General features: G+C 55.9%; 25 protein-coding genes. 16 read left to right on the top strand and 9 right to left on the bottom strand.

Going from position 1 to position 22,541, the window contains the following annotated elements:
- Positions 1–344 precede the first annotated feature (344 nt).
- Genes ulaA through L6R44_RS12725 form a run of 6 tightly spaced genes read left to right on the top strand, consistent with a single transcriptional unit; the run spans position 345 to position 4,752 of the window.
- Entirely contained in the window at positions 345–1,745 is a 1,401-nt protein-coding gene (gene ulaA / locus L6R44_RS12750; protein WP_045890410.1) for a PTS ascorbate transporter subunit IIC, read from the top strand.
- 12 nt (positions 1,746–1,757) lie between these two features.
- Complete coding sequence (ulaB, locus tag L6R44_RS12745; protein WP_003856022.1) at positions 1,758–2,063, top strand: PTS ascorbate transporter subunit IIB; 306 nt, start codon at positions 1,758–1,760, stop codon at positions 2,061–2,063.
- Between the two features lie 9 nt (positions 2,064–2,072).
- Positions 2,073–2,540 carry a PTS ascorbate transporter subunit IIA gene (ulaC, locus tag L6R44_RS12740; protein ID WP_032643822.1) on the top strand — a complete coding sequence of 156 codons (468 nt, stop codon included), beginning with the start codon at positions 2,073–2,075 and terminating at the stop codon, positions 2,538–2,540.
- Between the two features lie 12 nt (positions 2,541–2,552).
- On the top strand, positions 2,553–3,203 hold the full coding sequence (gene ulaD / locus L6R44_RS12735) for a 3-keto-L-gulonate-6-phosphate decarboxylase UlaD (RefSeq protein ID WP_023334265.1): 651 nt from the start codon (positions 2,553–2,555) through the stop codon (positions 3,201–3,203).
- A 9-nt stretch (positions 3,204–3,212) separates the two neighbouring features.
- The gene (locus L6R44_RS12730; protein ID WP_237424435.1) at positions 3,213–4,073 is read left to right on the top strand and encodes an L-ribulose-5-phosphate 3-epimerase; all 861 of its coding nucleotides are present in this window, start codon (positions 3,213–3,215) and stop codon (positions 4,071–4,073) included.
- Positions 4,066–4,752 (top strand): L-ribulose-5-phosphate 4-epimerase, encoded by a 687-nt coding sequence (locus L6R44_RS12725; RefSeq protein ID WP_237424434.1) that lies wholly within the window; start codon positions 4,066–4,068, stop codon positions 4,750–4,752. The genes L6R44_RS12730 and L6R44_RS12725 overlap by 8 nt, the downstream gene beginning before the upstream one ends.
- 140 nt (positions 4,753–4,892) lie before the next feature.
- Here L6R44_RS12725 and yjfY read toward each other — a convergent pair whose 3' ends face one another.
- The gene (yjfY, locus tag L6R44_RS12720; protein ID WP_237424433.1) at positions 4,893–5,168 is read right to left on the bottom strand and encodes a DUF1471 family protein YjfY; all 276 of its coding nucleotides are present in this window, start codon (positions 5,166–5,168) and stop codon (positions 4,893–4,895) included.
- A gap of 341 nt (positions 5,169–5,509) precedes the next feature.
- Here yjfY and rpsF point away from each other — a divergent pair, with 341 nt between their 5' ends.
- Genes rpsF through rplI form a run of 4 tightly spaced genes read left to right on the top strand, consistent with a single transcriptional unit; the run spans position 5,510 to position 6,949 of the window.
- Complete coding sequence (rpsF, locus tag L6R44_RS12715; protein WP_014068637.1) at positions 5,510–5,905, top strand: 30S ribosomal protein S6; 396 nt, start codon at positions 5,510–5,512, stop codon at positions 5,903–5,905.
- 6 nt (positions 5,906–5,911) lie between these two features.
- Positions 5,912–6,226: a primosomal replication protein N gene (priB, locus tag L6R44_RS12710; RefSeq protein WP_008502895.1), complete on the top strand. Its 315-nt coding sequence runs from the start codon at positions 5,912–5,914 to the stop codon at positions 6,224–6,226.
- Between the two features lie 4 nt (positions 6,227–6,230).
- Positions 6,231–6,458, top strand: coding sequence for a 30S ribosomal protein S18 (gene rpsR, locus L6R44_RS12705; RefSeq protein WP_000135199.1), 228 nt, complete (start codon positions 6,231–6,233; stop codon positions 6,456–6,458).
- Between the two features lie 41 nt (positions 6,459–6,499).
- Positions 6,500–6,949 carry a 50S ribosomal protein L9 gene (gene rplI, locus L6R44_RS12700; protein WP_024907318.1) on the top strand — a complete coding sequence of 150 codons (450 nt, stop codon included), beginning with the start codon at positions 6,500–6,502 and terminating at the stop codon, positions 6,947–6,949.
- Positions 6,950–7,017: 68 nt separating this feature from the next.
- Here the strand turns inward: rplI and L6R44_RS12695 are convergent, their stop codons facing one another.
- Complete coding sequence (locus L6R44_RS12695; protein WP_237424432.1) at positions 7,018–7,662, bottom strand: OapA family protein; 645 nt, start codon at positions 7,660–7,662, stop codon at positions 7,018–7,020.
- Between the two features lie 233 nt (positions 7,663–7,895).
- Here L6R44_RS12695 and fklB point away from each other — a divergent pair, with 233 nt between their 5' ends.
- The gene (gene fklB / locus L6R44_RS12690) at positions 7,896–8,516 is read left to right on the top strand and encodes an FKBP-type peptidyl-prolyl cis-trans isomerase (protein WP_008502892.1); all 621 of its coding nucleotides are present in this window, start codon (positions 7,896–7,898) and stop codon (positions 8,514–8,516) included.
- Between the two features lie 310 nt (positions 8,517–8,826).
- Positions 8,827–10,236, top strand: coding sequence for a D-serine/D-alanine/glycine transporter (cycA, locus tag L6R44_RS12685; protein WP_032643827.1), 1,410 nt, complete (start codon positions 8,827–8,829; stop codon positions 10,234–10,236).
- A gap of 86 nt (positions 10,237–10,322) precedes the next feature.
- Here the strand turns inward: cycA and ytfE are convergent, their stop codons facing one another.
- Positions 10,323–10,985, bottom strand: coding sequence for an iron-sulfur cluster repair protein YtfE (gene ytfE, locus L6R44_RS12680; protein ID WP_237424431.1), 663 nt, complete (start codon positions 10,983–10,985; stop codon positions 10,323–10,325).
- Positions 10,986–11,229: 244 nt separating this feature from the next.
- Here ytfE and L6R44_RS12675 point away from each other — a divergent pair, with 244 nt between their 5' ends.
- On the top strand, positions 11,230–12,879 hold the full coding sequence (locus L6R44_RS12675; RefSeq protein WP_237424430.1) for a methyl-accepting chemotaxis protein: 1,650 nt from the start codon (positions 11,230–11,232) through the stop codon (positions 12,877–12,879).
- Positions 12,880–12,958: 79 nt separating this feature from the next.
- Here the strand turns inward: L6R44_RS12675 and L6R44_RS12670 are convergent, their stop codons facing one another.
- The 3 genes from L6R44_RS12670 to L6R44_RS12660 form a co-directional block, all read right to left on the bottom strand.
- The gene (locus L6R44_RS12670; protein WP_237424429.1) at positions 12,959–13,924 is read right to left on the bottom strand and encodes a DMT family transporter; all 966 of its coding nucleotides are present in this window, start codon (positions 13,922–13,924) and stop codon (positions 12,959–12,961) included.
- A gap of 75 nt (positions 13,925–13,999) precedes the next feature.
- Positions 14,000–14,824, bottom strand: a complete 825-nt coding sequence (locus tag L6R44_RS12665; protein ID WP_112780425.1) for an AraC family transcriptional regulator — start codon at positions 14,822–14,824, stop codon at positions 14,000–14,002.
- An 81-nt stretch (positions 14,825–14,905) separates the two neighbouring features.
- Entirely contained in the window at positions 14,906–15,754 is an 849-nt protein-coding gene (locus L6R44_RS12660) for an SDR family oxidoreductase (protein WP_237424428.1), read from the bottom strand.
- A gap of 84 nt (positions 15,755–15,838) precedes the next feature.
- On the opposite strand from L6R44_RS12660, the gene L6R44_RS12655 reads away from it, so the two are divergent.
- A complete protein-coding gene (locus L6R44_RS12655) occupies positions 15,839–16,225 on the top strand; it encodes a winged helix-turn-helix transcriptional regulator (protein WP_032643833.1) in 387 nt (128 codons plus the stop codon).
- 526 nt (positions 16,226–16,751) lie between these two features.
- Here L6R44_RS12655 and L6R44_RS12650 read toward each other — a convergent pair.
- The gene (locus L6R44_RS12650; protein ID WP_237424427.1) at positions 16,752–18,695 is read right to left on the bottom strand and encodes a bifunctional 2',3'-cyclic-nucleotide 2'-phosphodiesterase/3'-nucleotidase; all 1,944 of its coding nucleotides are present in this window, start codon (positions 18,693–18,695) and stop codon (positions 16,752–16,754) included.
- Positions 18,696–18,885: 190 nt separating this feature from the next.
- Here L6R44_RS12650 and cysQ point away from each other — a divergent pair, with 190 nt between their 5' ends.
- Complete coding sequence (gene cysQ, locus L6R44_RS12645) at positions 18,886–19,626, top strand: 3'(2'),5'-bisphosphate nucleotidase CysQ (RefSeq protein ID WP_032643835.1); 741 nt, start codon at positions 18,886–18,888, stop codon at positions 19,624–19,626.
- Here cysQ and L6R44_RS12640 read toward each other — a convergent pair.
- Positions 19,620–20,177, bottom strand: a complete 558-nt coding sequence (locus L6R44_RS12640) for a YtfJ family protein (protein WP_032643836.1) — start codon at positions 20,175–20,177, stop codon at positions 19,620–19,622. The two genes, cysQ and L6R44_RS12640, sit on opposite strands and share 7 nt — an antisense overlap.
- A 324-nt stretch (positions 20,178–20,501) precedes the next feature.
- On the opposite strand from L6R44_RS12640, the gene L6R44_RS12635 reads away from it, so the two are divergent.
- On the top strand, positions 20,502–20,708 hold the full coding sequence (locus L6R44_RS12635) for a DUF1107 domain-containing protein (RefSeq protein ID WP_008501430.1): 207 nt from the start codon (positions 20,502–20,504) through the stop codon (positions 20,706–20,708).
- Positions 20,709–20,785: 77 nt separating this feature from the next.
- Here L6R44_RS12635 and L6R44_RS12630 read toward each other — a convergent pair whose 3' ends face one another.
- On the bottom strand, positions 20,786–22,123 hold the full coding sequence (locus L6R44_RS12630; protein ID WP_237424426.1) for a hemolysin family protein: 1,338 nt from the start codon (positions 22,121–22,123) through the stop codon (positions 20,786–20,788).
- Positions 22,124–22,541: the final 418 nt, after the last annotated feature.

Genomic DNA, 22,541 nt, shown 5'->3' with positions numbered 1-22,541 from the left:
GTTTAATCAAAAATAATCACAAGGTGATTTGTTATGATTAACTCTGGCACCATTTGACGGGCTTTGCAATGACAAAAGCGCGTAATTTTAACTGCCTGACATCACAGAACCTGAGTTTTATTCTTGTTAGACTATCCTTTAATAATCATTAATTTCATGAATTATAAAGGAAAATACATATAAGATGCGTGGTAGTGAAAATCATTACTAACACCATGGAAATAATTTGTGTGATGCGTCACAAATAATCAAATGCAATCTTGTGGTGATTATTTGTGATTACTAGAGTGATGGCACCAACCACACAGGGATTGCCCCTCGTGTTCTCATTTCTGGAGAGAGTTATGGAGATCCTCTACAACGTCTTTACCGTGTTCTTCAATCAGGTAATGACCAACGCCCCGCTGCTGCTGGGTATCGTGACGTGCCTGGGTTACATTCTGCTGCGCAAAAGCGTCAGCGTGATTATCAAGGGGACCATTAAAACCATTATCGGTTTTATGCTGCTGCAGGCGGGTTCAGGCATCCTGACCAGCACGTTTAAGCCGGTTGTCGCCAAAATGGCGGAAGTTTACGGCATAAATGGAGCAATTTCTGATACTTACGCCTCCATGATGGCAACGATTGACCGCATGGGTGACGCCTACAGCTGGGTGGGTTACGCGGTTCTGCTCGCGCTGGCGCTGAACATTATCTACGTGCTGCTGCGCCGCATTACCGGCATTCGCACCATCATGCTCACCGGGCACATCATGTTCCAGCAGGCGGGGCTGATCGCGGTTTCTCTCTATATCTTCGGCTACCCCATGTGGACCACGATTATCTGCACCGCGGTGCTGGTCTCGCTCTACTGGGGCATCACCTCCAACATGATGTACAAGCCAACCCAGGAAGTGACCGACGGCTGTGGCTTCTCCATCGGCCACCAGCAGCAGTTCGCGGCATGGATTGCCTATAAAGTTGCGCCATACCTGGGCAAAAAAGAGGAGAGCGTTGAAGACCTTAAGATGCCCGGCTGGCTGAATATCTTCCATGACAACATCGTCTCAACCGCCATTGTCATGACTATCTTCTTCGGCGCCATTCTGCTCTCCTTCGGCATTGACGTTGTTCAGGCGATGGCGGGTAAAACGCACTGGACGGTTTACATCCTGCAGACCGGTTTCTCCTTTGCGGTGGCCATTTTTATCATTACTCAGGGCGTGCGCATGTTCGTCGCTGAACTCTCTGAAGCCTTCAACGGTATCTCCCAACGCCTGATCCCCGGTGCGGTGCTGGCGATTGACTGCGCCGCTATCTACAGCTTTGCGCCAAACGCCGTCGTCTGGGGCTTTATGTGGGGCACCATCGGTCAGCTGATTGCGGTGGGCATCCTCGTCGGCTGTGGCTCCTCCATCCTGATTATTCCCGGCTTTATCCCGATGTTCTTCTCCAACGCCACCATCGGCGTCTTTGCTAACCACTTCGGCGGCTGGCGCGCAGCGCTCAAGATCTGCCTGGTGATGGGCATGGTGGAAATCTTCGGCTGCGTGTGGGCGGTCAAGCTCACCGGTATGAGCGCCTGGATGGGCATGGCGGACTGGTCAATTCTTGCACCGCCGATGATGCAGGGCTTTGCCTCTGTCGGGCTGGTCTTTATGGCCGTCATCATCCTGATTGCTCTGGCTTATATGTTCTTCGCTGGCCGTTCGCTGCGAGCTGAAGAAGATGCGGAAAAACAAACAGCAGAAGTGTCTGCTCATTAAGGAGTTTCGATTATGACCGTACGTATCCTGGCTGTGTGTGGCAATGGGCAAGGCAGCTCCATGATCATGAAGATGAAAGTGGACCAGTTTTTAACCCAGTCCAACATCGACCACACGGTAAACAGCTGCGCAGTGGGTGAATACAAAAGTGAACTGAACGGCGCGGATATCATCATCGCCTCTACCCATATCGCCGGTGAAATCAGCGTGTCGGGCAATAAATATGTGGTAGGCGTGCGCAACATGCTGTCGCCTGCGGATTTCGGGCCAAAACTGCTGGAAGTGATTAAAGAGCACTTCCCACAAGACGTGAAGTAAGGACGCCACATGAAACTACGTGATTCGCTGGCAGAAAATAACTCCATCCTTTTACAGGCTGAGGCCAGCACCTGGCAGGAAGCGGTGAAGCTGAGCGTGGACCTGTTGGTTAAGGCTGACGTTGTCGAGCCGCGTTACTACCAGGCCATTCTGGATGGCGTGGCGCAGCACGGCCCTTACTTTGTGATAGCGCCAGGGCTGGCCATGCCGCACGGGCGTCCCGAAGAGGGCGTGAAGAAAACCGGCTTCGCGCTGGTGACGCTGAAAACGCCGCTGGTGTTTAACCACGAAGATAACGACCCGGTCGATATTCTGATCACCATGGCCGCCGTGGATGCGAACACCCACCAGGAGGTGGGCATCATGCAGATCGTCAATTTGTTTGATGATGAAGCCAATTTTGACCGTTTACGCGCCTGCCGTACCGAGCAGGACGTGCTGGATTTAATCGATCACGCCACCGCGGCGGCAGTTTAAGAGGAATTGAACATGTCATTACCAATGTTGCAGGTTGCACTGGATAACCAAACGTTGTCCCACGCTTACGAAACCACCCGCCTGATCGCGGAAGAAGTCGATATCATCGAAGTGGGCACCATTCTGTGCGTCGGCGAGGGCGTGCGTGCCGTTCGCGACCTGAAGGCGCTCTATCCGCACAAAATCGTGCTGGCAGATGCCAAAATCGCCGACGCGGGCAAAATCCTCTCCCGCATGTGCTTCGAAGCCAACGCCGACTGGGTCACCGTGATCTGCTGTGCGGATATCAACACCGCCAAGGGCGCGCTGGACGTGGCAAAAGAGTTTAACGGCGACGTGCAGATTGAGCTGACCGGTTTCTGGACCTGGGAGCAGGCTCAGGAGTGGCGCGATGCGGGCATTCAGCAGGTGGTGTATCACCGCAGCCGCGACGCGCAGGCCGCAGGCGTGGCGTGGGGCGAGGCGGATATCAGCGCGATCAAGCGTCTGGCCGATATGGGCTTCAAAGTCACCGTGACCGGCGGCCTGGCGCTGGAAGATCTGCCGCTGTTCCAGGGTATCCCGATTCACGTCTTTATCGCCGGTCGCAGCATCCGTGACGCGGCGTCTCCGGTGGAAGCGGCGCGTCAGTTCAAACGTTCAATCGCTCAGCTTTGGGGCTAAGGAGCGGGTATGTTGTCAAAACAGGTCCCGCTTGGCATCTATGAAAAGGCACTCCCTGCGGGGGAGTGCTGGCTGGAGCGGTTACGGCTGGCAAAACAGCTGGGTTTCGATTTTGTCGAAATGTCCGTGGATGAGACGGACGAGCGCCTCTCTCGTCTCGACTGGAGCCGCGAGCAGCGTCTGGCGCTGGTGGGCGCCGTTGCTGAAACGGGCGTGCGCGTGCCGTCCATGTGCCTGAGCGCCCATCGCCGTTTTCCGCTCGGCAGCGAAGACGATGCCGTGCGCGCGCAGGGGCTGGAGATCATGCGTAAAGCCATCCGCTTTGCGCAGGATGTCGGTATCCGCGTGATTCAGCTGGCGGGGTATGACGTTTACTATCAGGACGCCAACGATGAAACGCGCCGTCGTTTCCGTGACGGCCTGAAAGAGAGCGTAGAGATGGCAAGCCGCGCGCAGGTGACGCTGGCGATGGAGATCATGGACTACCCGCTGATGAACTCCATCAGCAAGGCGCTGGGCTACGCGCATTATCTGAACAACCCTTGGTTCCAGCTTTATCCCGATATCGGCAACCTGTCGGCATGGGATAACGACGTGCAGATGGAGCTGCAGGCGGGCATCGGGCATATCGTGGCGGTGCATGTTAAAGATACCCGTCCTGGCGTGTTTAAAAACGTACCGTTCGGCACCGGGGTGGTGGATTTCGAACGGTGCTTCGAGACGCTCAAGCAGACAGGCTATTGCGGGCCGTACCTGATTGAGATGTGGAGCGAAACGTCAGACGACCCGGCTGCGGAAGTGGCCAGGGCGCGGGACTGGGTGCGCGAGCGTATGGCCCGGGCGGGGCTGCTGGAGGCTGAACATGCTTAAGCTTAAACAGCAGGTCTTTGAGGCCAACATGGATCTGCCGCGCTACGGGCTGGTGACGTTCACCTGGGGTAACGTCAGCGCGATTGATCGTGAACGCGGCGTCATCGTCATCAAGCCCAGCGGCGTGGCGTATGAGACCATGAAGGTCGACGATATGGTTGTCGTGGACCTCGAAGGAAACGTCGTCGAGGGGCAGTGGCGTCCTTCTTCGGATACCGCTACCCATCTGGCGCTTTATCGACGTTATCCCTCCCTCGGTGGGGTAGTGCATACGCACTCCACCCATGCCACCGCCTGGGCACAGGCAGGGCTTGCCATCCCGGCGCTGGGCACGACGCACGCGGACTACTTCTTTGGCGACATTCCCTGCACGCGCGCGTTAACGCAGGGTGAAGTCGAAGGCGAGTACGAGCTCAACACCGGCAAGGTGATTATCGAAACGCTGGGTGAGGCAGAACCGCTGCATACGCCGGGGATTGTGGTGTATCAGCACGGTCCGTTCTCCTGGGGAAAAGATGCCCACGACGCCGTCCATAATGCGGTCGTCATGGAGGAAGTGGCCCGCATGGCGTGGATTGCCCGCGGCATCAACCCGCAACTTCAGGGCATTGATGATTACCTGATGAACAAGCATTTCATGCGCAAGCACGGCCCGAATGCCTACTACGGGCAGAAGTGAATAAGCGCTCTGGAATACCGAAAACAGTTGTAACCGGTGGTATTCCGGAGCCTTTCACAAAAAAAAGCCCCCGGGCAGGGGGCAACGTCAACTATGGCTATGTTCTCGTTGTTGGCTTTCCTGGTGCTAGCGTTAAAGCGTTATCGGTAAATATCTGCACTGGCGTGCATATTGCCGTTGCTGCCGGGCTCACGGATTAACATCACGTGGTAATAGGCTGCGCCCTGTGCATCGGTTTCTTTGTTTAGTGCCTGATCTGCTTCACTTTCTGTGGCGAAATTATGATTGATGTAAATGACGCCCAAGCTTTGCACATCATCCATGTTTCTGGCCTGTCGGCCGTCTATCTTGATGGCTGCCATCGCGTTTGCACTGAGCAAAAGCGCCGCCATTAGGGCTAATGCGATTTTTTTCATGATATGCGCTCCACGACTGCGTGCTGTGTGAGGGGGGATACTCCTTCTTTGATTCAGGCAATCTCTGATTAAAGTGTAATCATTCATCCGGCGGGGATGCGTGACCATTTCTGATGCAGTTGTTCAAAAAAACAACGCTTCCGGATGTGACCAATTTTAAATCACCCACTTAGACCCGCTTCGCGCTTTGTGCGAATTATTTGTGCAATCAGCTTGAGTTTCCAGGGGCGCGCAAGTATTATGACGCGTCAATTTTTCAGCCGACCTTTAACACGTTCCTTGCCTCCCCGGGCCTCGGCTGACCCAGACAGGAGGCTGAATAATCCGTAAGGAGCAATTCGATGCGTCATTACGAAATCGTTTTTATGGTCCATCCTGACCAGAGCGAACAGGTTCCGGGTATGATCGAGCGTTACTCTGCTGCCATCACTGGTGCAGAAGGTACGATCCACCGTCTGGAAGACTGGGGCCGCCGTCAGCTGGCTTACCCGATCAACAAACTGCACAAAGCACACTACGTTCTGATGAACGTTGAAGCGCCGCAGGAAGTGATCGATGAGCTGGAAACTACCTTCCGCTTCAACGATGCCGTTATCCGCAGCATGGTTATGCGTACCAAAAACGCAGTTACCGAAGCATCTCCGATGGTTAAAGCGAAAGACGAGCGCCGTGAGCGTCGCGATGATTTCGCAAACGAAACCGCAGATGATTCTGATGCTGGGGATTCTGAAGAGTAATTTCTGATGACCAACCGTCTGGCGTTGTCCGGCATCGTATGCAGGGCTCCCCTTCGAAAGGTCAGTCCATCAGGAATTCCGCATTGCCAGTTCGTGCTTGAGCATCGTTCTGTGCAAGAGGAAGCCGGGTTTCACCGGCAGGCGTGGTGCCAAATGCCCGTTATCATTAGCGGTCACGAAAACCAGGCCATTACTCACAGTTTAACGGTCGGTAGCGCAGTAATCGTTCAGGGGTTCATCTCTTGCCACAAGGCAAAGAACGGCCTGAGCAAAATGGTTCTGCATGCCGAGCAGATTGATTTGATAGATTCTGGAGACTAGCCATATGGCACGTTATTTCCGTCGTCGCAAGTTCTGCCGTTTCACCGCGGAAGGCGTTCAAGAGATCGACTATAAAGATATCGCAACGCTGAAAAACTACATCACCGAAAGCGGTAAGATTGTCCCAAGCCGTATCACCGGTACTCGTGCAAAATACCAGCGTCAGCTGGCTCGCGCTATCAAACGCGCTCGCTACCTGTCCCTGCTGCCGTACACTGATCGTCATCAGTAATCGGGCACGGTCCATTAATACGACTTTAAGAGGATAAGGTAATGCAAGTTATTCTGCTTGATAAAGTAGCAAACCTGGGCAGCCTGGGTGATCAGGTTAACGTTAAAGCGGGCTACGCTCGTAACTTCCTGGTTCCACAGGGTAAAGCTGTTCCAGCTACCAAGAAAAACGTAGAGTTTTTCGAAGCACGTCGCGCTGAACTGGAAGCCAAACTGGCTGACGTTCTGGCGGCTGCTAACGCTCGCGCTGAAGCAATCAACGCACTGGGCACTGTTACCATCGCGTCCAAATCTGGCGACGAAGGTAAACTGTTCGGTTCCATCGGTACCCGCGATATCGCTGATGCAGTAACTGCTGCAGGCGTTAAAGTGGCTAAGAGCGAAGTTCGTCTGCCGAACGGCGTTCTGCGTACCACTGGTGAGCACGAAGTTGACTTCCAGGTTCACAGCGAAGTGTTCGCTAAACTGGTTGTTAACGTTGTAGCTGAGTAATTTTTTACTCTGCTCACGTTGAAACGCCGGCCTTGTGCCGGCGTTTTGCTTTTTACCGATCCGGAAGCTTAACGCGCCCGGATGAAACTGCCGTCCGGCTGACGGGTAAACAGCACCTGTTGTCCATTTCCGGTATCAATCGTTAACCCCGTCACCACACCGCTGGCATTCTGGCGAATCTGCACCATCTGCCCATTTTGCAGGTTACTGAGCGGCTTACCCGCACCTTCCACTTTCGCCATGGCATACACGTCGGTGGGCGGCAGGTTGTGATCGCGGAACAGCTGCGCCAGGGTTTTGCCCGGCTCTACGCGATAGGAACGCCACTGTTGCTCGATGCCGGTGGGCTGTTGCGCCTGAGGCTGAGAGGGGGCAGCGCCCTGATCCTGCGGCTGTTCATCCTGAATGGGTTCTGGCTCAACCGGCGCCACCTGACCCGGATCGTTAGACGGGGTGACGAGCTGCGTCTGCATCGGCTGGGCGTCGGGCTGCGGCCGCGTCTGCGACTGAATGTCCAGTTGGGCATTGCGGGTGACGGGGGCGGTATCAACATCATCACCGCCGGAAGGAAGCAGGAAGCCCACAATCACCATCAGCGCGCCAATGATGATCCCTCTGCGATGCAGAGGAGGCAGCGGGTCCATGATGCGAAAATTGTCCGGCGCCTGCCAGATTTTCGCCAGGGTAGGTTTCAGTTCAAATCGCCCGGGCATGGCACTCCTCCTGCTCCGCGTATTTTTTATCCTGTGCCCCGAAGTATAGTTTGCTAACTGCCTGAACGGCGTAGTAAACCCGACATCCGTGACATCAGTTCGGGATTAATCCTGGTTATCTCTATTGTTTCTGTTTCGTCGCGGTTTGTCACCTTAACTTCAGACAAAGTTTTACCCATAAGGGCATGGCTGATATGCTGCCCGCTACTTTAAATGTGATGGAAGGAAAACCCATGACCACCCCGACTTTTGACACTATCGAAGCGCAGGCAAGTTACGGTATCGGCTTGCAGGTAGGACAGCAGCTGAGCGAATCCGGCCTGGAAGGTCTGTTACCCGAAGCGCTGGTGGCGGGTATCGCTGACGCGCTGGAAGGCAAACAGCCTGCCGTGCCGGTTGACGTCGTGCACCGCGCGCTGCGTGAAATCCACGAACGTGCTGACGCCGTGCGTCGTGCGCGCTTTGAAGAGATGGCCGCCGAAGGTGTGAAATATCTGGAAGAGAACCGCGAGCGTGAAGGCGTGAACAGCACCGAATCCGGCCTGCAGTTCCGCGTGATCAACCAGGGCGACGGCGCTATCCCGGCGCGTACCGACCACGTTCGCGTACACTATACCGGCAAGCTGATCGACGGCACCGTGTTCGACAGCTCCGTAGCGCGCGGCGAGCCGGCAGAGTTCCCGGTCAACGGCGTGATCGCAGGCTGGATCGAAGCGCTGACCCTGATGCCGGTGGGTTCCAAATGGGAGCTGACCATCCCGCACAACCTGGCCTACGGCGAGCGCGGCGCTGGCGCGTCCATCCCGCCATTCAGCACCCTGGTGTTTGAAGTCGAGCTGCTGGAAATCCTGTAATCGATTTTTCTTATTTCCTCTCCCCGCGTGGGGAGAGGAAAGTAGCGTTAAAACCTATAGTTACGGCGCAATCAACATTTTATCTTGCAAACGAAACTGTTGCGTGTATTTTTGTGAGCTGTTTCGCGCTGTATGAGTGATATGACACTCACTTTCAACATATTATTAACATAATATCTAAATCATAGTATTCATCCCGCCGATTCTTACCTAATATCGATTAGCCCTTACAGGGAACGTCATCTTTTGACGTATTTAAAGGCCAGAAGAGCCTTAACAACACAGACAGGCATAAACAGGAAAATATCACATGGTAGATCAGGTCAAAGTCGTCGCCGGCGAAGAGGCGTCGTCTGAACAGTCGCTACGGCGCAATCTCACAAACCGTCATATTCAGCTTATTGCGATTGGGGGTGCCATCGGTACCGGGCTGTTTATGGGGTCAGGCAAAACCATCAGTCTCGCCGGGCCGTCAATCATATTCGTTTATATGATTATCGGTTTTATGCTGTTCTTCGTGATGCGTGCGATGGGTGAACTGCTGCTCTCGAACCTCGAATACAAATCCTTCAGCGACTTCGCGTCTGACCTGCTCGGGCCGTGGGCGGGCTATTTCACCGGCTGGACCTACTGGTTCTGCTGGGTCGTCACCGGTATGGCGGACGTCGTGGCGATTACCGCCTACGCGCAGTTCTGGTTCCCGGGGCTCTCGGACTGGGTGGCCTCGCTGGCGGTTATTGTGCTGCTGCTGAGCCTGAACCTCGCCACCGTCAAAATGTTCGGTGAGATGGAGTTCTGGTTTGCGATGATCAAAATCGTGGCCATTGTTGGGCTCATCGTGGTGGGCCTGGTAATGGTGCTTACCCACTTCCAGTCACCAACCGGCGTTCAGGCGTCGTTTACCCATCTGTGGAATGACGGCGGCTGGTTCCCGAAAGGCATCAGCGGCTTCTTTGCCGGCTTCCAGATTGCGGTGTTCGCGTTTGTGGGGATTGAGCTTGTCGGAACGACCGCTGCGGAAACCAAAGATCCGGAGAAGTCCCTCCCGCGCGCCATCAACTCTATTCCGGTGCGTATCATCATGTTCTACGTCTTCGCGCTGATCATCATCATGTCCGTGACGCCGTGGAGTTCGGTGGTGCCAAGCAAGAGCCCGTTCGTTGAGCTGTTCGTGCTGGTAGGCCTGCCTGCCGCCGCGAGTCTGATTAACTTCGTGGTGCTGACCTCTGCTGCCTCGTCTGCCAACAGCGGCGTATTCTCGACCAGCCGTATGCTGTTTGGTCTGGCGCAGGAAGGCGTGGCGCCGAGCGCGTTCGCCAAGCTCTCTAAGCGTGCGGTACCGGCAAAAGGGTTAACCTTCTCCTGCATGTGCCTGCTGGGCGGCGTGGTGATGCTTTACGTGAACCCAAGCGTGATTGGCGCCTTCACCATGATTACCACGGTCTCTGCGATCCTGTTTATGTTCGTCTGGACCATCATCCTCTGTTCATACCTGGTGTACCGCAAGCAGCGCCCACACCTGCATGAGAAGTCGATCTACAAGATGCCGCTGGGCAAGCTCATGTGCTGGGTGTGCATGGCGTTCTTCGTCTTCGTGCTGGTGCTGCTGACGCTGGAAGATGATACCCGTCAGGCGCTGATCGTTACGCCGCTGTGGTTTATCGCGCTGGGGCTGGGCTGGGTGTTTATCGGTAAGAAACGGATGGCAGGCATGCGTTAAGCATGTTGCCGGGTGGCGCTTACGCTTACCCGGCCTACGTTCGAGGACGTTGCAGGCCCGGTAAGCGTGAGCGCCACCGGGCTTTTTTATTCCCCCGCTAATGCCCGCGGAAACAGAACGTTGTTCTCAAGGCTGATGTGTTCCATCAGGTCGTCGATCGTCTCGTTAATGCCGTTGTACATTGCTTTCCACGTCGTGCACGCCTCTGGCGGCGGCGTGACGTTGTTGGTGATGTGTTTGATCACTTCCAGCAGTTCGCCCGCGTCATCGTGCTCGCGTTCCATCACGCTAATCGGCCCCATCGCCTGGCTGCCCATTCCCTGTTTAATCATCGGGAAGAGGATCTGCTCTTCCTTCATCATGTGGCTGGAAAGCTCTTCGTGCAGCAGGGTCAGGTACTTCGCCAGACCGCGCGGAACGGAAGGTTTGTCGGCGTGAACGCGCTCGACCTTGGTCGCCTGCAGGATCAGCTCCGGCAGTTGCTCCCGGTGGCGGTCATGGTACCGCACGATGATATGGTCGATGATTTCCGCGAGCGCAGCGGTTCGCCAGTCTTTGTCGACGGGCTGCCCGACAAGCTGCGCCAGCTCGGCTTCAATCACCTCAACGTCCAGTTCCTTGCGTGAGGCCGCACGCGCCAGGGTTTGCTTACCGCCGCAGCAGTAATCCATATCGTACTTAAGGAACAGCGCAGAAGCGCGAGGAATGGAGAGCGCCAGCTCGCCAAGGGGTTGGTCGCGAAAGGCCATAGCAGTTACCTCGTCATCAAGAATATAAGATGCATATTAAATGCATCTTTAAAGCGGCGCTATAACCCTTTAGAGGGAAGGGAAAAATGTGAGATAGATCACGTAAAAAATATTCGGTTTAACGCTCTGAATGGACTCAGGAAAGTGGTTTAGAAACTTTTTAAAGGTGGAGAAACAGTAAACAACCCGCTGCGCCTGCCGATATATCCACGTCAGACAAACCTGCATATAACAAAGGCAACGCATGTTTAAACGTATAAAAGTCATTACCCTTCTGATTTCGGTGCTGCTTGCGCTCGGCATCATGCAAGTGATTTCCGCCGGTATCTTTATCAACGCGCTGAATAACGATAAAAACAACTTCACCGTATCGCAGCTCTCCAGCCAGAACGTGGCGGAGTTTACCGATGCGTGGATCAGCCTGAACCAGGCGCGCGTTACCCTGAACCGTGGGATGCTGCGTCTGCAGAGCAGCATGGCCTCTCAAATTAACGGCGGTCAGCTGAACGAGCTGGTGACCACGGCGAAAAACCTGCTGGCTGAAGCCCAGGTCCATTACGATAAATACTATGCCTTACCGGACACGCCGGGCATGGATGAGAACCTGACGAATCAGCTTGAAGAGCAGTACCGCATATACTCTGCAACGCTGACGCAAATGAACGTTCTGCTGAGCCAGGGCAATCTGGAAGATATGTTCAAGCAGAATGCCGAACAAAAGCAAAACGCGATGCAGAAGGTTTATCGTGAATGGCGTGAAGCGCAGGCCGCGCTCACCGATAAAGGCATTCGGGATAACGAAAGTGATTACAAGCACATCCTGTGGATCCTCTCTGCGGTGATGCTGCTGGTGATTGCGGTGATTATCTCCAGCTGGGTCGCCATGCGCCGCGTGCTGCTGCTGCCGCTGGAAGAGGTGATTAACCATATTCGCGCCATTGCGGCAGGGGATTTAACCCAGCCGATTCAGGCAGAAGGTAAAAATGAAATGGCCCTCCTGGCGCGCAACGTGCAGGAGATGCAAACCTCGCTGGCGAACACCGTGGGCGTGGTGCGTGAAGGGGCAGATACCATTTACACCGGCGCAGGAGAAATCTCCGCGGGCAGCAACGATCTCTCTTCCCGTACCGAGCAGCAGGCCGCCTCTCTGGAAGAGACGGCAGCCAGCATGGAGCAGCTGACGGCCACCGTGAAGCAAAACGCCGATAACGCGCGTCAGGCTTCGCGTCTGGCGCTGGACGCCTCCTCAACGGCGAAGAAGGGCGGTAACGTGGTGGAAGGCGTGGTGCGTACAATGGACGAAATCGCCACCAGCTCCAGTAAAATCGCGCAAATTACTAACGTGATCGACGGCATTGCCTTCCAGACTAACATTCTGGCGCTCAACGCGGCGGTAGAAGCGGCGCGCGCGGGCGAGCAGGGGCGTGGCTTTGCGGTGGTGGCAGGGGAAGTGCGTACCCTCGCCCAGCGCAGCGCCCAGGCGGCGAAAGAGATCAAGGCGCTGATCGACGATTCCGGCGAACGCGTGAACGCGGGCTCGCAGCTGGTTAACGAAGCCGGGGCGACGATGGCAGAGATCGTCAATGCGGTCACGCGCGTCACCGACATCATGGGCGAAATTGCCTCGGCCTCCGACGAGCAGAGCCGCGGTATCGACCAGGTGGGCCAGGCGGTAGCCGAGATGGATCGCGTGACCCAGCAAAACGCCTCGCTGGTTGAAGAGTCTGCGGCGGCGGCGGCGGCGCTGGAAGATCAGGCTGCACGCCTGAACGACGCGGTGGCGGTGTTCAAAATTACCCGCAATCAGGCGGTTAAAGCCGCGCCGGTGAAAACCTATGTGCCAAAAGCGCAGCCCGCAGCGGCGGCGTCTGAAGGGAACTGGGAGACGTTTTAAGGGCTTGCCCGGTGGCGGCTACGCCTTACCGGGCCTACGGTTTTGTAGGCCCTGCAAGCGCAGCGCCGCTGGGCAACGCTCACACCTCCGATGCCGGAACAACCCTCGGTTTTTCCGGCTTCGCTCTTACCGCCATCACCACCCCCACCACCAGCAGCGCGATCCCGCAGGCCGTGAAGAGCGGCGGCACGCTCTGGCGCATCAGGAAGGTATAAAGCAGCCCGGCCAGGGTTTCGAAGACAATCAGCGGCCCTAAAATCACCGTCGGCAGCTTCTGGCTGGCCACGTTCCAGCACAGCGCGCCCACCCAGGAACACAGCACCGCAATCGCCACCATCAGGCCAATAAACACCCACGGTCTCGGCCCGAAGGGCTGGGCGAAGTCCGGCTGCTGATGGCCCAGCCAGAGGCATGCGCCGAGATACCCCACGACGGATACGGGCAGCGTGACCAGCGCCTGCGCCGTTGCCCACATCATCGGGTGCTTGTCCGGGTTCTCCCGCAGCCAGCGCGCGTTGCGCAGGGCATACCATGCCCAGCACGCCACGGAAATGAACGCCAGCACAATGCCGGAACCGTAACGCCACGGGTCAACGTCCGCCTGCCCGTGACGCAGCTCGGCAATATTGACGCATACCAGCCCCACGGCGGTGCAGATCAGCGCTGGGGCCATTTTTGCCCACGGCAGTTTGCCATCGCGGTGGCTATAGAGCAGGTTAGCAAAGACGGGGATGACGACCGGCAGCGTGCCGATGATCATGGTCGATACCGGCGCGCCGGTACGCTGAATAGCACTCGCGAGGCAAACGTAATAGATAAGATTGCCCATCATGGTCAGCGCCAGCGCGGTCACCCAGTCCTGACGGCTGAGCTGACGCAGGCGCGCGCGTCCCAGCCACGCAAGAGGCAGGGCAATCAGCCCCAGCGCCAGATAGCGCCCGGTCGACTGCAGTATTGCCGGGTACTCCGGCACAATCAGCGGGCCGACAAAAATCAGCCCCCACATCATCCCGGCCAGCAGGGCATACAACACACCACTAATCATTTTTCCACCTACAGATATTTATGCTGTATGGAGTGTAGGAGGGGGAAATGCGCGCGTATTGTATGAGGTTGCGCATCAGCGCCGGATGACCTGCTTCTGGTAGCGCACGGGGGTAATGCCGTAGCGGCGGGTAAACGCACGGGTCAGGTGCGACTGGTCGGTCAGCCCGGTCGCGGCAGCCACTTCGGCAGCGGGCATGCCGTGGGTGAGGAACGCTTTGGCGCGCCACAGGCGAATGGCCATCAGCATCTGGTGCGGCGTCACGTGAAAGTGGGCTTTGAACTGGCGCTGGAAATGGTACGGGCTGAGCGACACGACGCGGGCCAGCTCGTCCAGCGTCAGGGCGTGCATGTAGTTGTCGTGCAGATACTCACGTACCCGTTCGAAGCGGTGCGCGCCTTCCAGAACCACCGGCGCGTGATGGGCAAACGGCCGGAAGGTCTCGATCAAATCCAGCAGTAATCCCTTTTGCGCAAGCGGATCGTCCGTGTGCCACAGGCCGTAAATGAGCCTGCCGATCTGCTGCGAGCGCAGCGGGTCATGACGGGTTACCTCGCTGAACCACCAGTCCCGGAGGCCGGTCACCTCTTCCAGCAGATCGGGTTCGATATAGACCATCCGATAGCGCCAACCGCCTTCGGTGGCGGATTCGCCGGTATGGATCTCGTCCGGGTTCATGGTGACGACGGATTTTTCCGCCGCGAGATGCTGGGTACCGCGGTAGCGAAAGCGTTCGGCACCGGTTTCAATCGTGCCGATCCCGAAGGCTTCATGGGTATGGGGCTCAAAGGCGTAGTCAGAGATATGCGCGTGATACAGCTCCAGGCCCGGCAGCTGCGCCAGATGGCGAAAGCGCGCGCTGTCTCTCTCATCAATAAACTGTTCCGGTACGCCTTGCACGGTGAGCCTCCTTACGGGTCATCGCTTCATTATCAGAGATGACCCGCAGGGACGCCACAAAAAATAACCAATCCGTAACAATTACAGGATGGCGTTGACGCTCTCCGCCAGCGGGGTGGTCGGACGGCCAATCAGCCCGCTCAGGGTACGGCTGTCGTCAAAGAGACCCCCTTTGGACGCACCGACGTCGGAGTCCGCCAGCATATCTGCCAGCCCTGCAGGCAAGCCGACGCTTTTCAGGGCGGCGGCAAAATCCGCTTCGCTGAGATTCTGGTAGGTCACCGGCTTCCCGCTCTGTTTGCTGAGTTCAGCCGCCAGCTCGCTCAGCGTCCAGCCGCGATCGCCCGCCAGTTCATACACCTTGCCCGCATGGCCCTCTTCCGCAATCACCTTAGCTGCCGCTGCGGCATAGTCTGCACGGGTTGCAGAGGCAATTTTGCCTTCGCCTGCCGCACCAATAAACACGCCGTGCTCAATCGCCGGTGGCGCGCTCGCCAGGTAGTTTTCGGTATACCAGCCGTTGCGCAGCAGGGCATACGGAATGCCGGATGCCGCCAGCGCTTTTTCAGTGTCAACGTGTTCAACGTGCAGACCAAGCGGTGATTTATCCGCATGCAGCAGGCTGGTGTAGGCGATAAATTTCACGCCTGCCGCTTTGGCGGCGTTAATCACGTTCTGGTGCTGGGTTGCGCGCTGCCCGACTTCGCTGGAGGAGATCAGCAGCAGCTTATCCACGCCGCTCAGCGCGGCGGTGAAGGCGGCTTGGTCCGTGTAGTCCGCCTGACGAACCACAAGCCCCTGCTGGCTCAGGGCCTGCGCCTTCGCCGGGTTACGGACGATGGCCACAATCTGGCTGGCCGGAACGGTTTTCAACAGCTGTTCGATAACGAGATGGCCAAGCTGGCCGGTAGCGCCGGTAATCGCGATCATGATGAATCTCCTTCGTGTTTGTCTGGTGTTGTGGCACACTAGCACCATAGCTAACTTTTAGTAAGTACGTACAAAAAGGTAAGTATGAAAACAACGATACCGACGCTCAGCGAGCAAATGCGCGATGGCAATCTTTTCGCGGAGCAGTGCCCTTCACGCGAGGTGCTCAAGCACGTTACCAGCCGCTGGGGCGTCCTGATTCTGCTGGCCCTGCGCCAGGGAACGCATCGCTTTAGCGATCTGCGCCGTAAAATGGGCGGGGTGAGCGAAAAGATGCTGTCCCAGTCGCTTCAGGCGCTGGAGCAGGACGGGTTTGTCGATCGCGTGTCGTATCCGGTGGTGCCGCCGCACGTTGAGTATAGCCTGACGCCGATGGGCATGGAGGTCAGCGAGAAGGTCGCCGCGCTGGCGGACTGGATTGAGGTGAATACGCCGAAGGTGATGGCGAATCGGGACGAGCGCGCGGCGTAAAAGCCGGGTATGTGCGGCCTGATGCCCTCACCCTCTCCCACAGGGAGAGGGATCCCCACAAAATAATACTCGCACGGACGCCCCCTCTCCATTGAGGGAGAGGGTCGGGGTGAGGGGGAACATACGGCTGTGGAGGTCATTCCGTTCACTTTATGTTCCTTGCTACTCTGTGACGACATGACCGGTGAACGTGCCAGGGTGGCTCACTCGCCACCACCCTGGCGACCCGGGCTCCCGGCGGTAAATCGCCGCTTCGCGGTGCCCTCAGCTTATTCCTTCCGGCTTATCGGGGACGGGCGGAGGTAACGTCCCTGTAAAGCCCGCCCTCTCGGCGCATCCATGCGCCTCGCCCCGGCCTGCAGGAAACGCTTCGGCGATTTACAGCCGGACCAGGTCATTGCTGTAAGGCATTCATAATCCTGATGCTAAATATGTCGCTTCAGGTAAAAAAATTACTGGGGATTCCTCAGCCCACAGGGAGAGGGAACAAACACCAAAAACGACAACGTGCGTTGCCGTTTTGCTTTTACCTGCTCAGGTCTACCTGATAAATCGCGAAGCCAATATCATCCGTCGCGACCTGCTTCATCGGATACTGCGCCTTCTCCTTGATAAACGCCGCGGCCTTGTCGGACGGTGACGTTTCGAAACGGATATCCAGCGGCGTATCGCTGTGGATCGGCGCCAGACGCCAGTTGTTGTCCACCGCCGGGCGTATTTCGCCCGCCTTCTTCGACTCCGCGCTGATCCACGCCGCCAGCACCGAGCGGTTCTCGTCCGGCGAGGCAAAGGCAATGTGGCTATCCCCCGTACCGGCAAACTTACCGCCGTAGGCGCGGTAGTTGTTGGTCGCCACCAGGAAGGTCGCATTTGGATCGATCGCCTTGCCGTTGAAGGTCAGGTTCTTGATGCGCTCCGCCTGCGGGTTGATCGCCTGACACTCGCCGTCATATTTCGCCGGCTGGGTGACGTCAATCTGGTAGTTCACGCCGTCGATCACGTCGAAGTTATAGGTGCGGAAGCCGTCCCAGTTAATCAGCGACTGCGGCTTGCTGCTGTGCGGATCAATCTGGTTAAACTGCCCGGCAGAGCACTCCAGCCACTCTTTGACTTCTTTACCCGTCGCTTTTACCACCACCAGCGTGTTCGGGTAGAGGTAGAGATCGGCGGCGTTACGGAAGGTAAGCTGGCCCTTTTCGACTTCCACATAGCTAGCCGGGTCGTTCTTACGCCCGCCCACCTTGAATGGCGCAGCGGCGGAGAGCACCGGCAGCGTTGCCAGATCCGGATCGCCCTGCACAAAGTGTTCGGCATAGGCCTTCTGCGCCATGTTGACCACCTGAACGGTCGGGTCGTCCTGCACCAGCGCCAGGAAGCTATACATATTATCGGCGGATTTGCCGATCGGCTTGCTGACGAATTCGCGGGTGGCGTCGTGATCGTGCTTCAGCACGTCGACCAGCTTTTTATCTTCCGCGGCCAGTGATTTTTTCGCCGCCGCGTCGTAAATCGGACGCGCTTCGGCTTTTGACTGGGTGACCTTCCAGCTGCCGCCGTCGTTATTGAGTACCAGATCCACCACCCCCAGGTGGTCGCCCCACATGCCCGGCATCACCGACGGCACGCCGTTGAGCGTCCCTTTCTCAATATCCGCGCCTTTTATGCTGGCGAAATCCTTTCCCGGGAAGACCGCGTGGGCGTGGCCGAACAGGATCGCGTCAACGCCGGGAACATCACTCAGGTAGTAAACCGAGTTTTCCGCCATGGCCTGGTACGGATCGGCGGAGAGACCCGAATGGGCGACCACCACGACCAGATCGGCGCCTTTCTCACGCATTTCCGGCACGTATTTGCGCGCGGTTTCGGTGATGTCGTTCACGGTCACCTTACCGTCGAGGTTGGCCTTATCCCACGTCATGATCTGCGGCGGGACAAAACCGATATAGCCGATTTTCAGCGTCTGCTTTTTACCGTCCCGATCGACGACGTCCGTCTCTTTAATCATATAAGGGGTAAAGAGCGGCTTTTTGGTCTTAACGTCGATGATATTGGCGTTAACGTACGGAAATTTCGCACCGGCGAGGGCGTCGTGCAGGTATTTTAGGCCGTAATTGAATTCGTGGTTGCCGAGGTTGCCGACGGTATAGTCCAGGGTGTTCATCGCTTTATACACCGGATGGATCTCGCCTTTTTTCAGGCCCCGGGTCGCCATGTAATCCCCGAGCGGGCTGCCCTGAATGAGATCGCCATTGTCGACCAGCACGCTGTTTTTTACTTCGCTACGCGCCGAGTTAATCAAACTTGCCGTACGTACCAGTCCGAATTTTTCCGTTGGGGTATCTTTGTAGTAATCGAAGTCCATCATGTTGCTGTGCAGATCGGTCGTTTCCAGAATACGCAGATCTACCGTCGCCGCCTGCACGCTCGCTGCAATCAGCGTCGCCAGAAGCGTTGCACTAAACTTAATCATCAGAGGAGTCCTTTTTTCGATGCAGACCACAAAAGAGTATGTATCTATAGCGTGTTGCTTACAGAAATGTGAATCCTGACAGAAAAATGTAACCTGAAACCGGAATTGCTTCACAGATAGCGGAATTGTTCACATTACGATATAACTAAAACAAAGAGTTAACCTCACTGCGTTAACAAAGAGGTGGAAAATGCTAGATAAAATTTGTCAGCTCGCACGGGATGCGGGAGATGCCATCATGCAGGTGTATGACGGTATAAAACCTATGGAGGTTGTCAGCAAAGCGGACGACTCTCCGGTCACAGCGGCGGATATTGCGGCGCATAAGGTGATTCTGAAAGGGCTTCAGGACTTCACGCCGGATATCCCTGTTCTGTCAGAAGAAGCGCCGCAAAGCTGGGACGAGCGCCAGCACTGGCAGCGCTACTGGCTGGTCGATCCGCTGGACGGTACCAAAGAGTTCATCAAGCGCAACGGTGAATTCACCGTTAATATCGCTCTGATTGAGAAGGGCAAAGCGGTGCTGGGCGTGGTTTACGCGCCGGTCATGAAGGTGATGTACAGCGCCGCAGAAGGGAAGGCGTGGAAGGAAGAGTGCGGCGTGCGCAAGCAGATTCAGGTGCGCGATGCCCGTCCACCGCTGGTGGTGATTAGCCGCTCCCACAGCGACAGCGAGCTGCAGGAGTACCTGCAGCAGCTGGGCGAACACCAGACCACCTCGATTGGCTCCTCGCTGAAATTCTGCCTGGTGGCGGAAGGTCATGCGCAGCTTTACCCTCGCTTTGGGCCAACCAACGTCTGGGATACCGCGGCAGGTCATGCCGTTGCCGCGGCCGCCGGGGCGCATGTTCATGACTGGCAGGGCAAGCCGCTGGACTATACTCCGCGCGAATCCTTCCTCAACCCCGGCTTCCGCGTCTCTATTTACTGAGCCAGAAGCTTATGCAGCAGGTCGACAACCTGCTGCACCTCTTCCTGGGTTAACGCGCCGTCTTTCGCCCACTGTACGCGACCGTCCTTATCCAGCACGATAATCGCGGAGCTCTCTTCTTCCAGCTGCCAGGCCTTACGGGTCACGCCGTTGCTGTCGACGATAAACTGCGACCACGGATAGAGCTTTTTATTGCTCTCAAGGCTTGAGCGCACGAACATTCCGGAGCCCGGAATGGCGTCATCGGTATTGACGATTGTGGTGGTCTGGTAGCGGTCGTGGGGGAGTTTTGCGGCCTTGATCGCTTCCACCAGGCCGGCATTTTTCTCTTTTGCAGATGTACGACCGGCAATATGTTGTACAACTCTCACTTTGCCCGCAAGCTGCGCGCTATTCCAGGGTTTGTAGCTAAACTTATCATTGTCGAGAATCAATTCTCCCCGGTCCGCAATGCCGACTGGCGGTACACGTTGTCCTTTTTCAATGTTGTGAGCGGAAGCCCACAGGGGCAGCAGCAGGCAGGCTGCTGCAAGGATATTACGTAGGGTCATGGCGTTTCCTTATTGTTTGCAGGTGATCCGACCACTTGGTCTTGCGCTTTTAATCATAAGTGCGATCAATGTGGTTTTCCCGCAATCCCGATGCCAGTTTGCGGGTTAACGCACATATCCATGAAAAAACGACGGCTTATACTGCCCTCAGTCACGCTTTGCAAAGATTATTCTGAATAATTGTAATCAAACGGTAAATAAACTTATGCACACTGGGTAACACCGTAGTTCTGGTCTATAGTCATTGGGCATTAAAATTTGCGCTCAGGACAGTCGGGCCGATTGTGGCACCGCAAGAGCGTATGATTCGCAGGAGATACAAGAATGAAAATTTTCCAACGCTACAACCCGCTTCAGGTGGCGAAGTACGTGAAGATCCTGTTCCGTGGACGGTTGTACATCAAGGATGTTGGCGCTTTTGAGTTTGATAAGGGCAAAATCCTTGTCCCAAAAGTGAAGGACAAACAGCACCTGTCTGTGATGTCCGAAGTCAACCGTCAGGTTATGCGTCTGCAAACTGAGATGGCTTAACCAACGTGCTATGCAGTAGTAGTAGATAAAAAGACGGCTCCCGATGGGAGCCGTTGATGTTTGTGGGGGCAGGAACCTTACGCCGACACTTTTTCTTCCGCATCCGGCAGCTTCGGTACCAGCACGGTCGGTTTGTTGTCGATACGCGTCACCAGCAGCTGGTCGATGCGGTAGTTATCAATATCCACCACCTCAAACTTGTAGCCGGAGAACTTCACCGAGTCGGTACGTTTCGGGATTTTACGCAGCATAAACATCATAAAGCCGCCGATGGTCTCGTAGTTTCCGGACTGCGGGAACTCGTCGATATCCAGCACGCGCATCACGTCTTCAATCGGCGTGCCGCCATCAATCAGCCATGAATTATCGTCACGCTGAACAATCTGTTCTTCCAGCCCCTGGCCCACCAGGTCGCCCATCAGCGTGGTCATCACGTCGTTGAGGGTGATAATACCGACCACCAGCGCGTATTCGTTCATGATCACCGCGAAGTCTTCCCCGGCGGTTTTGAAACTTTCCAGCGCTTCGGAGAGCGTCAGCGTGTCCGGCACAATCAGGGTATTGCGGATCTGCACGCCGCTGTTCAGCGCCAGGCTCTGGTTTGCCAGCACGCGGTTCAGCAGGTCTTTGGAGTCGACATAACCGATGATGTGGTCGATATCTTCATTACAGACCAGGAACTTAGAGTGCGGATGCTGCGCCACTTTGTTCTTCAGGCTCTGCTCATCTTCATGTAAATCGAACCAGATAATGCTTTCACGGCCCGTCATGGAAGACGGCACGGTACGGGATTCCAGTTCGAATACGTTCTCAATCAGCTCGTGTTCCTGCTTGCGCAGCACCCCGGCCAGCGCGCCGGCTTCTACCACCGCATAGATGTCGTCAGAGGTGATATCGTCTTTACGCACCATGGGCAATTTAAAGATGCGGAAAATGACGTTTGCCAGACCGTTGAAGAACCACACCAGCGGACGGAATACGTACAGGCAGAAGCGCATCGGGTTGATGATACGCAAAGCCACAGCTTCTGGCGCAATCATACCGATGCGTTTCGGGGTCAGGTCTGCAAAGAGAATGAACAGGCCAGTCACCAGTGAGAAGGAGAGGATAAAGCTCAGCTGTTCGGCCAGTTCGGCGGACATGTACTGCGCAAAGAGGCTATAAAATGCCGGGGAAAACGCCGCATCGCCCACGATACCGCCCAGGATGGCGACCGCGTTCAGGCCAATTTGCACCACGGTGAAGAACGTACCGGGGTTCTCCTGCATTTTGAGAATGCGGGAGGCGTTTATATTGCCTTCGTCAGCAAGCAGCTTCAGTTTGATTTTACGGGACGCGGCCAGCGAGATCTCCGATATCGAGAAAAATGCACTGACGGCAATAAGACAAAGTATTACTAAAATACTGTTTAACATAGTTTATCCGGCTTCTCGCCAGATCCTCAGAAGGGGAGTTGATACCATTTGTGTGGAAACACATTGAACATCAGCTCGTAGCGTTGAGCCGATTATTTCAGCGGGTAGTATAGCGTAAAGAGATGTAAATCTGCCAGAGGTCACATTTTGACGCTTAAGTACCGATAAGTGTTGTGTTTGGGAATTGATGGGAACCATTCTCATTTTAAGAGGGTTTTCATGCAATCTTTACCAGATCATTATCCAATCTTTATACAGCAAAATGTGCGTTTTTTAGACAGAATAGCTTCCTCTGAACGCTCTTTTATGTGGCAGCGTAGATTAACTGGGAAACTTCTCGGATCAGTGTACGGACTCATGACAAAACTGTTGTTCAGTATCGCGACAGAAAGCTCAATTAGGTCTTTATAAGTCTCTT

This window comes from Enterobacter cloacae complex sp. ECC445, assembly GCF_021892025.1.
GTDB lineage: Bacteria > Pseudomonadota > Gammaproteobacteria > Enterobacterales > Enterobacteriaceae > Enterobacter > Enterobacter chengduensis.
The sequence above is the reverse complement of the archived record's forward strand: the minus strand, read 5'-3'. Positions and strand labels throughout refer to the sequence as shown.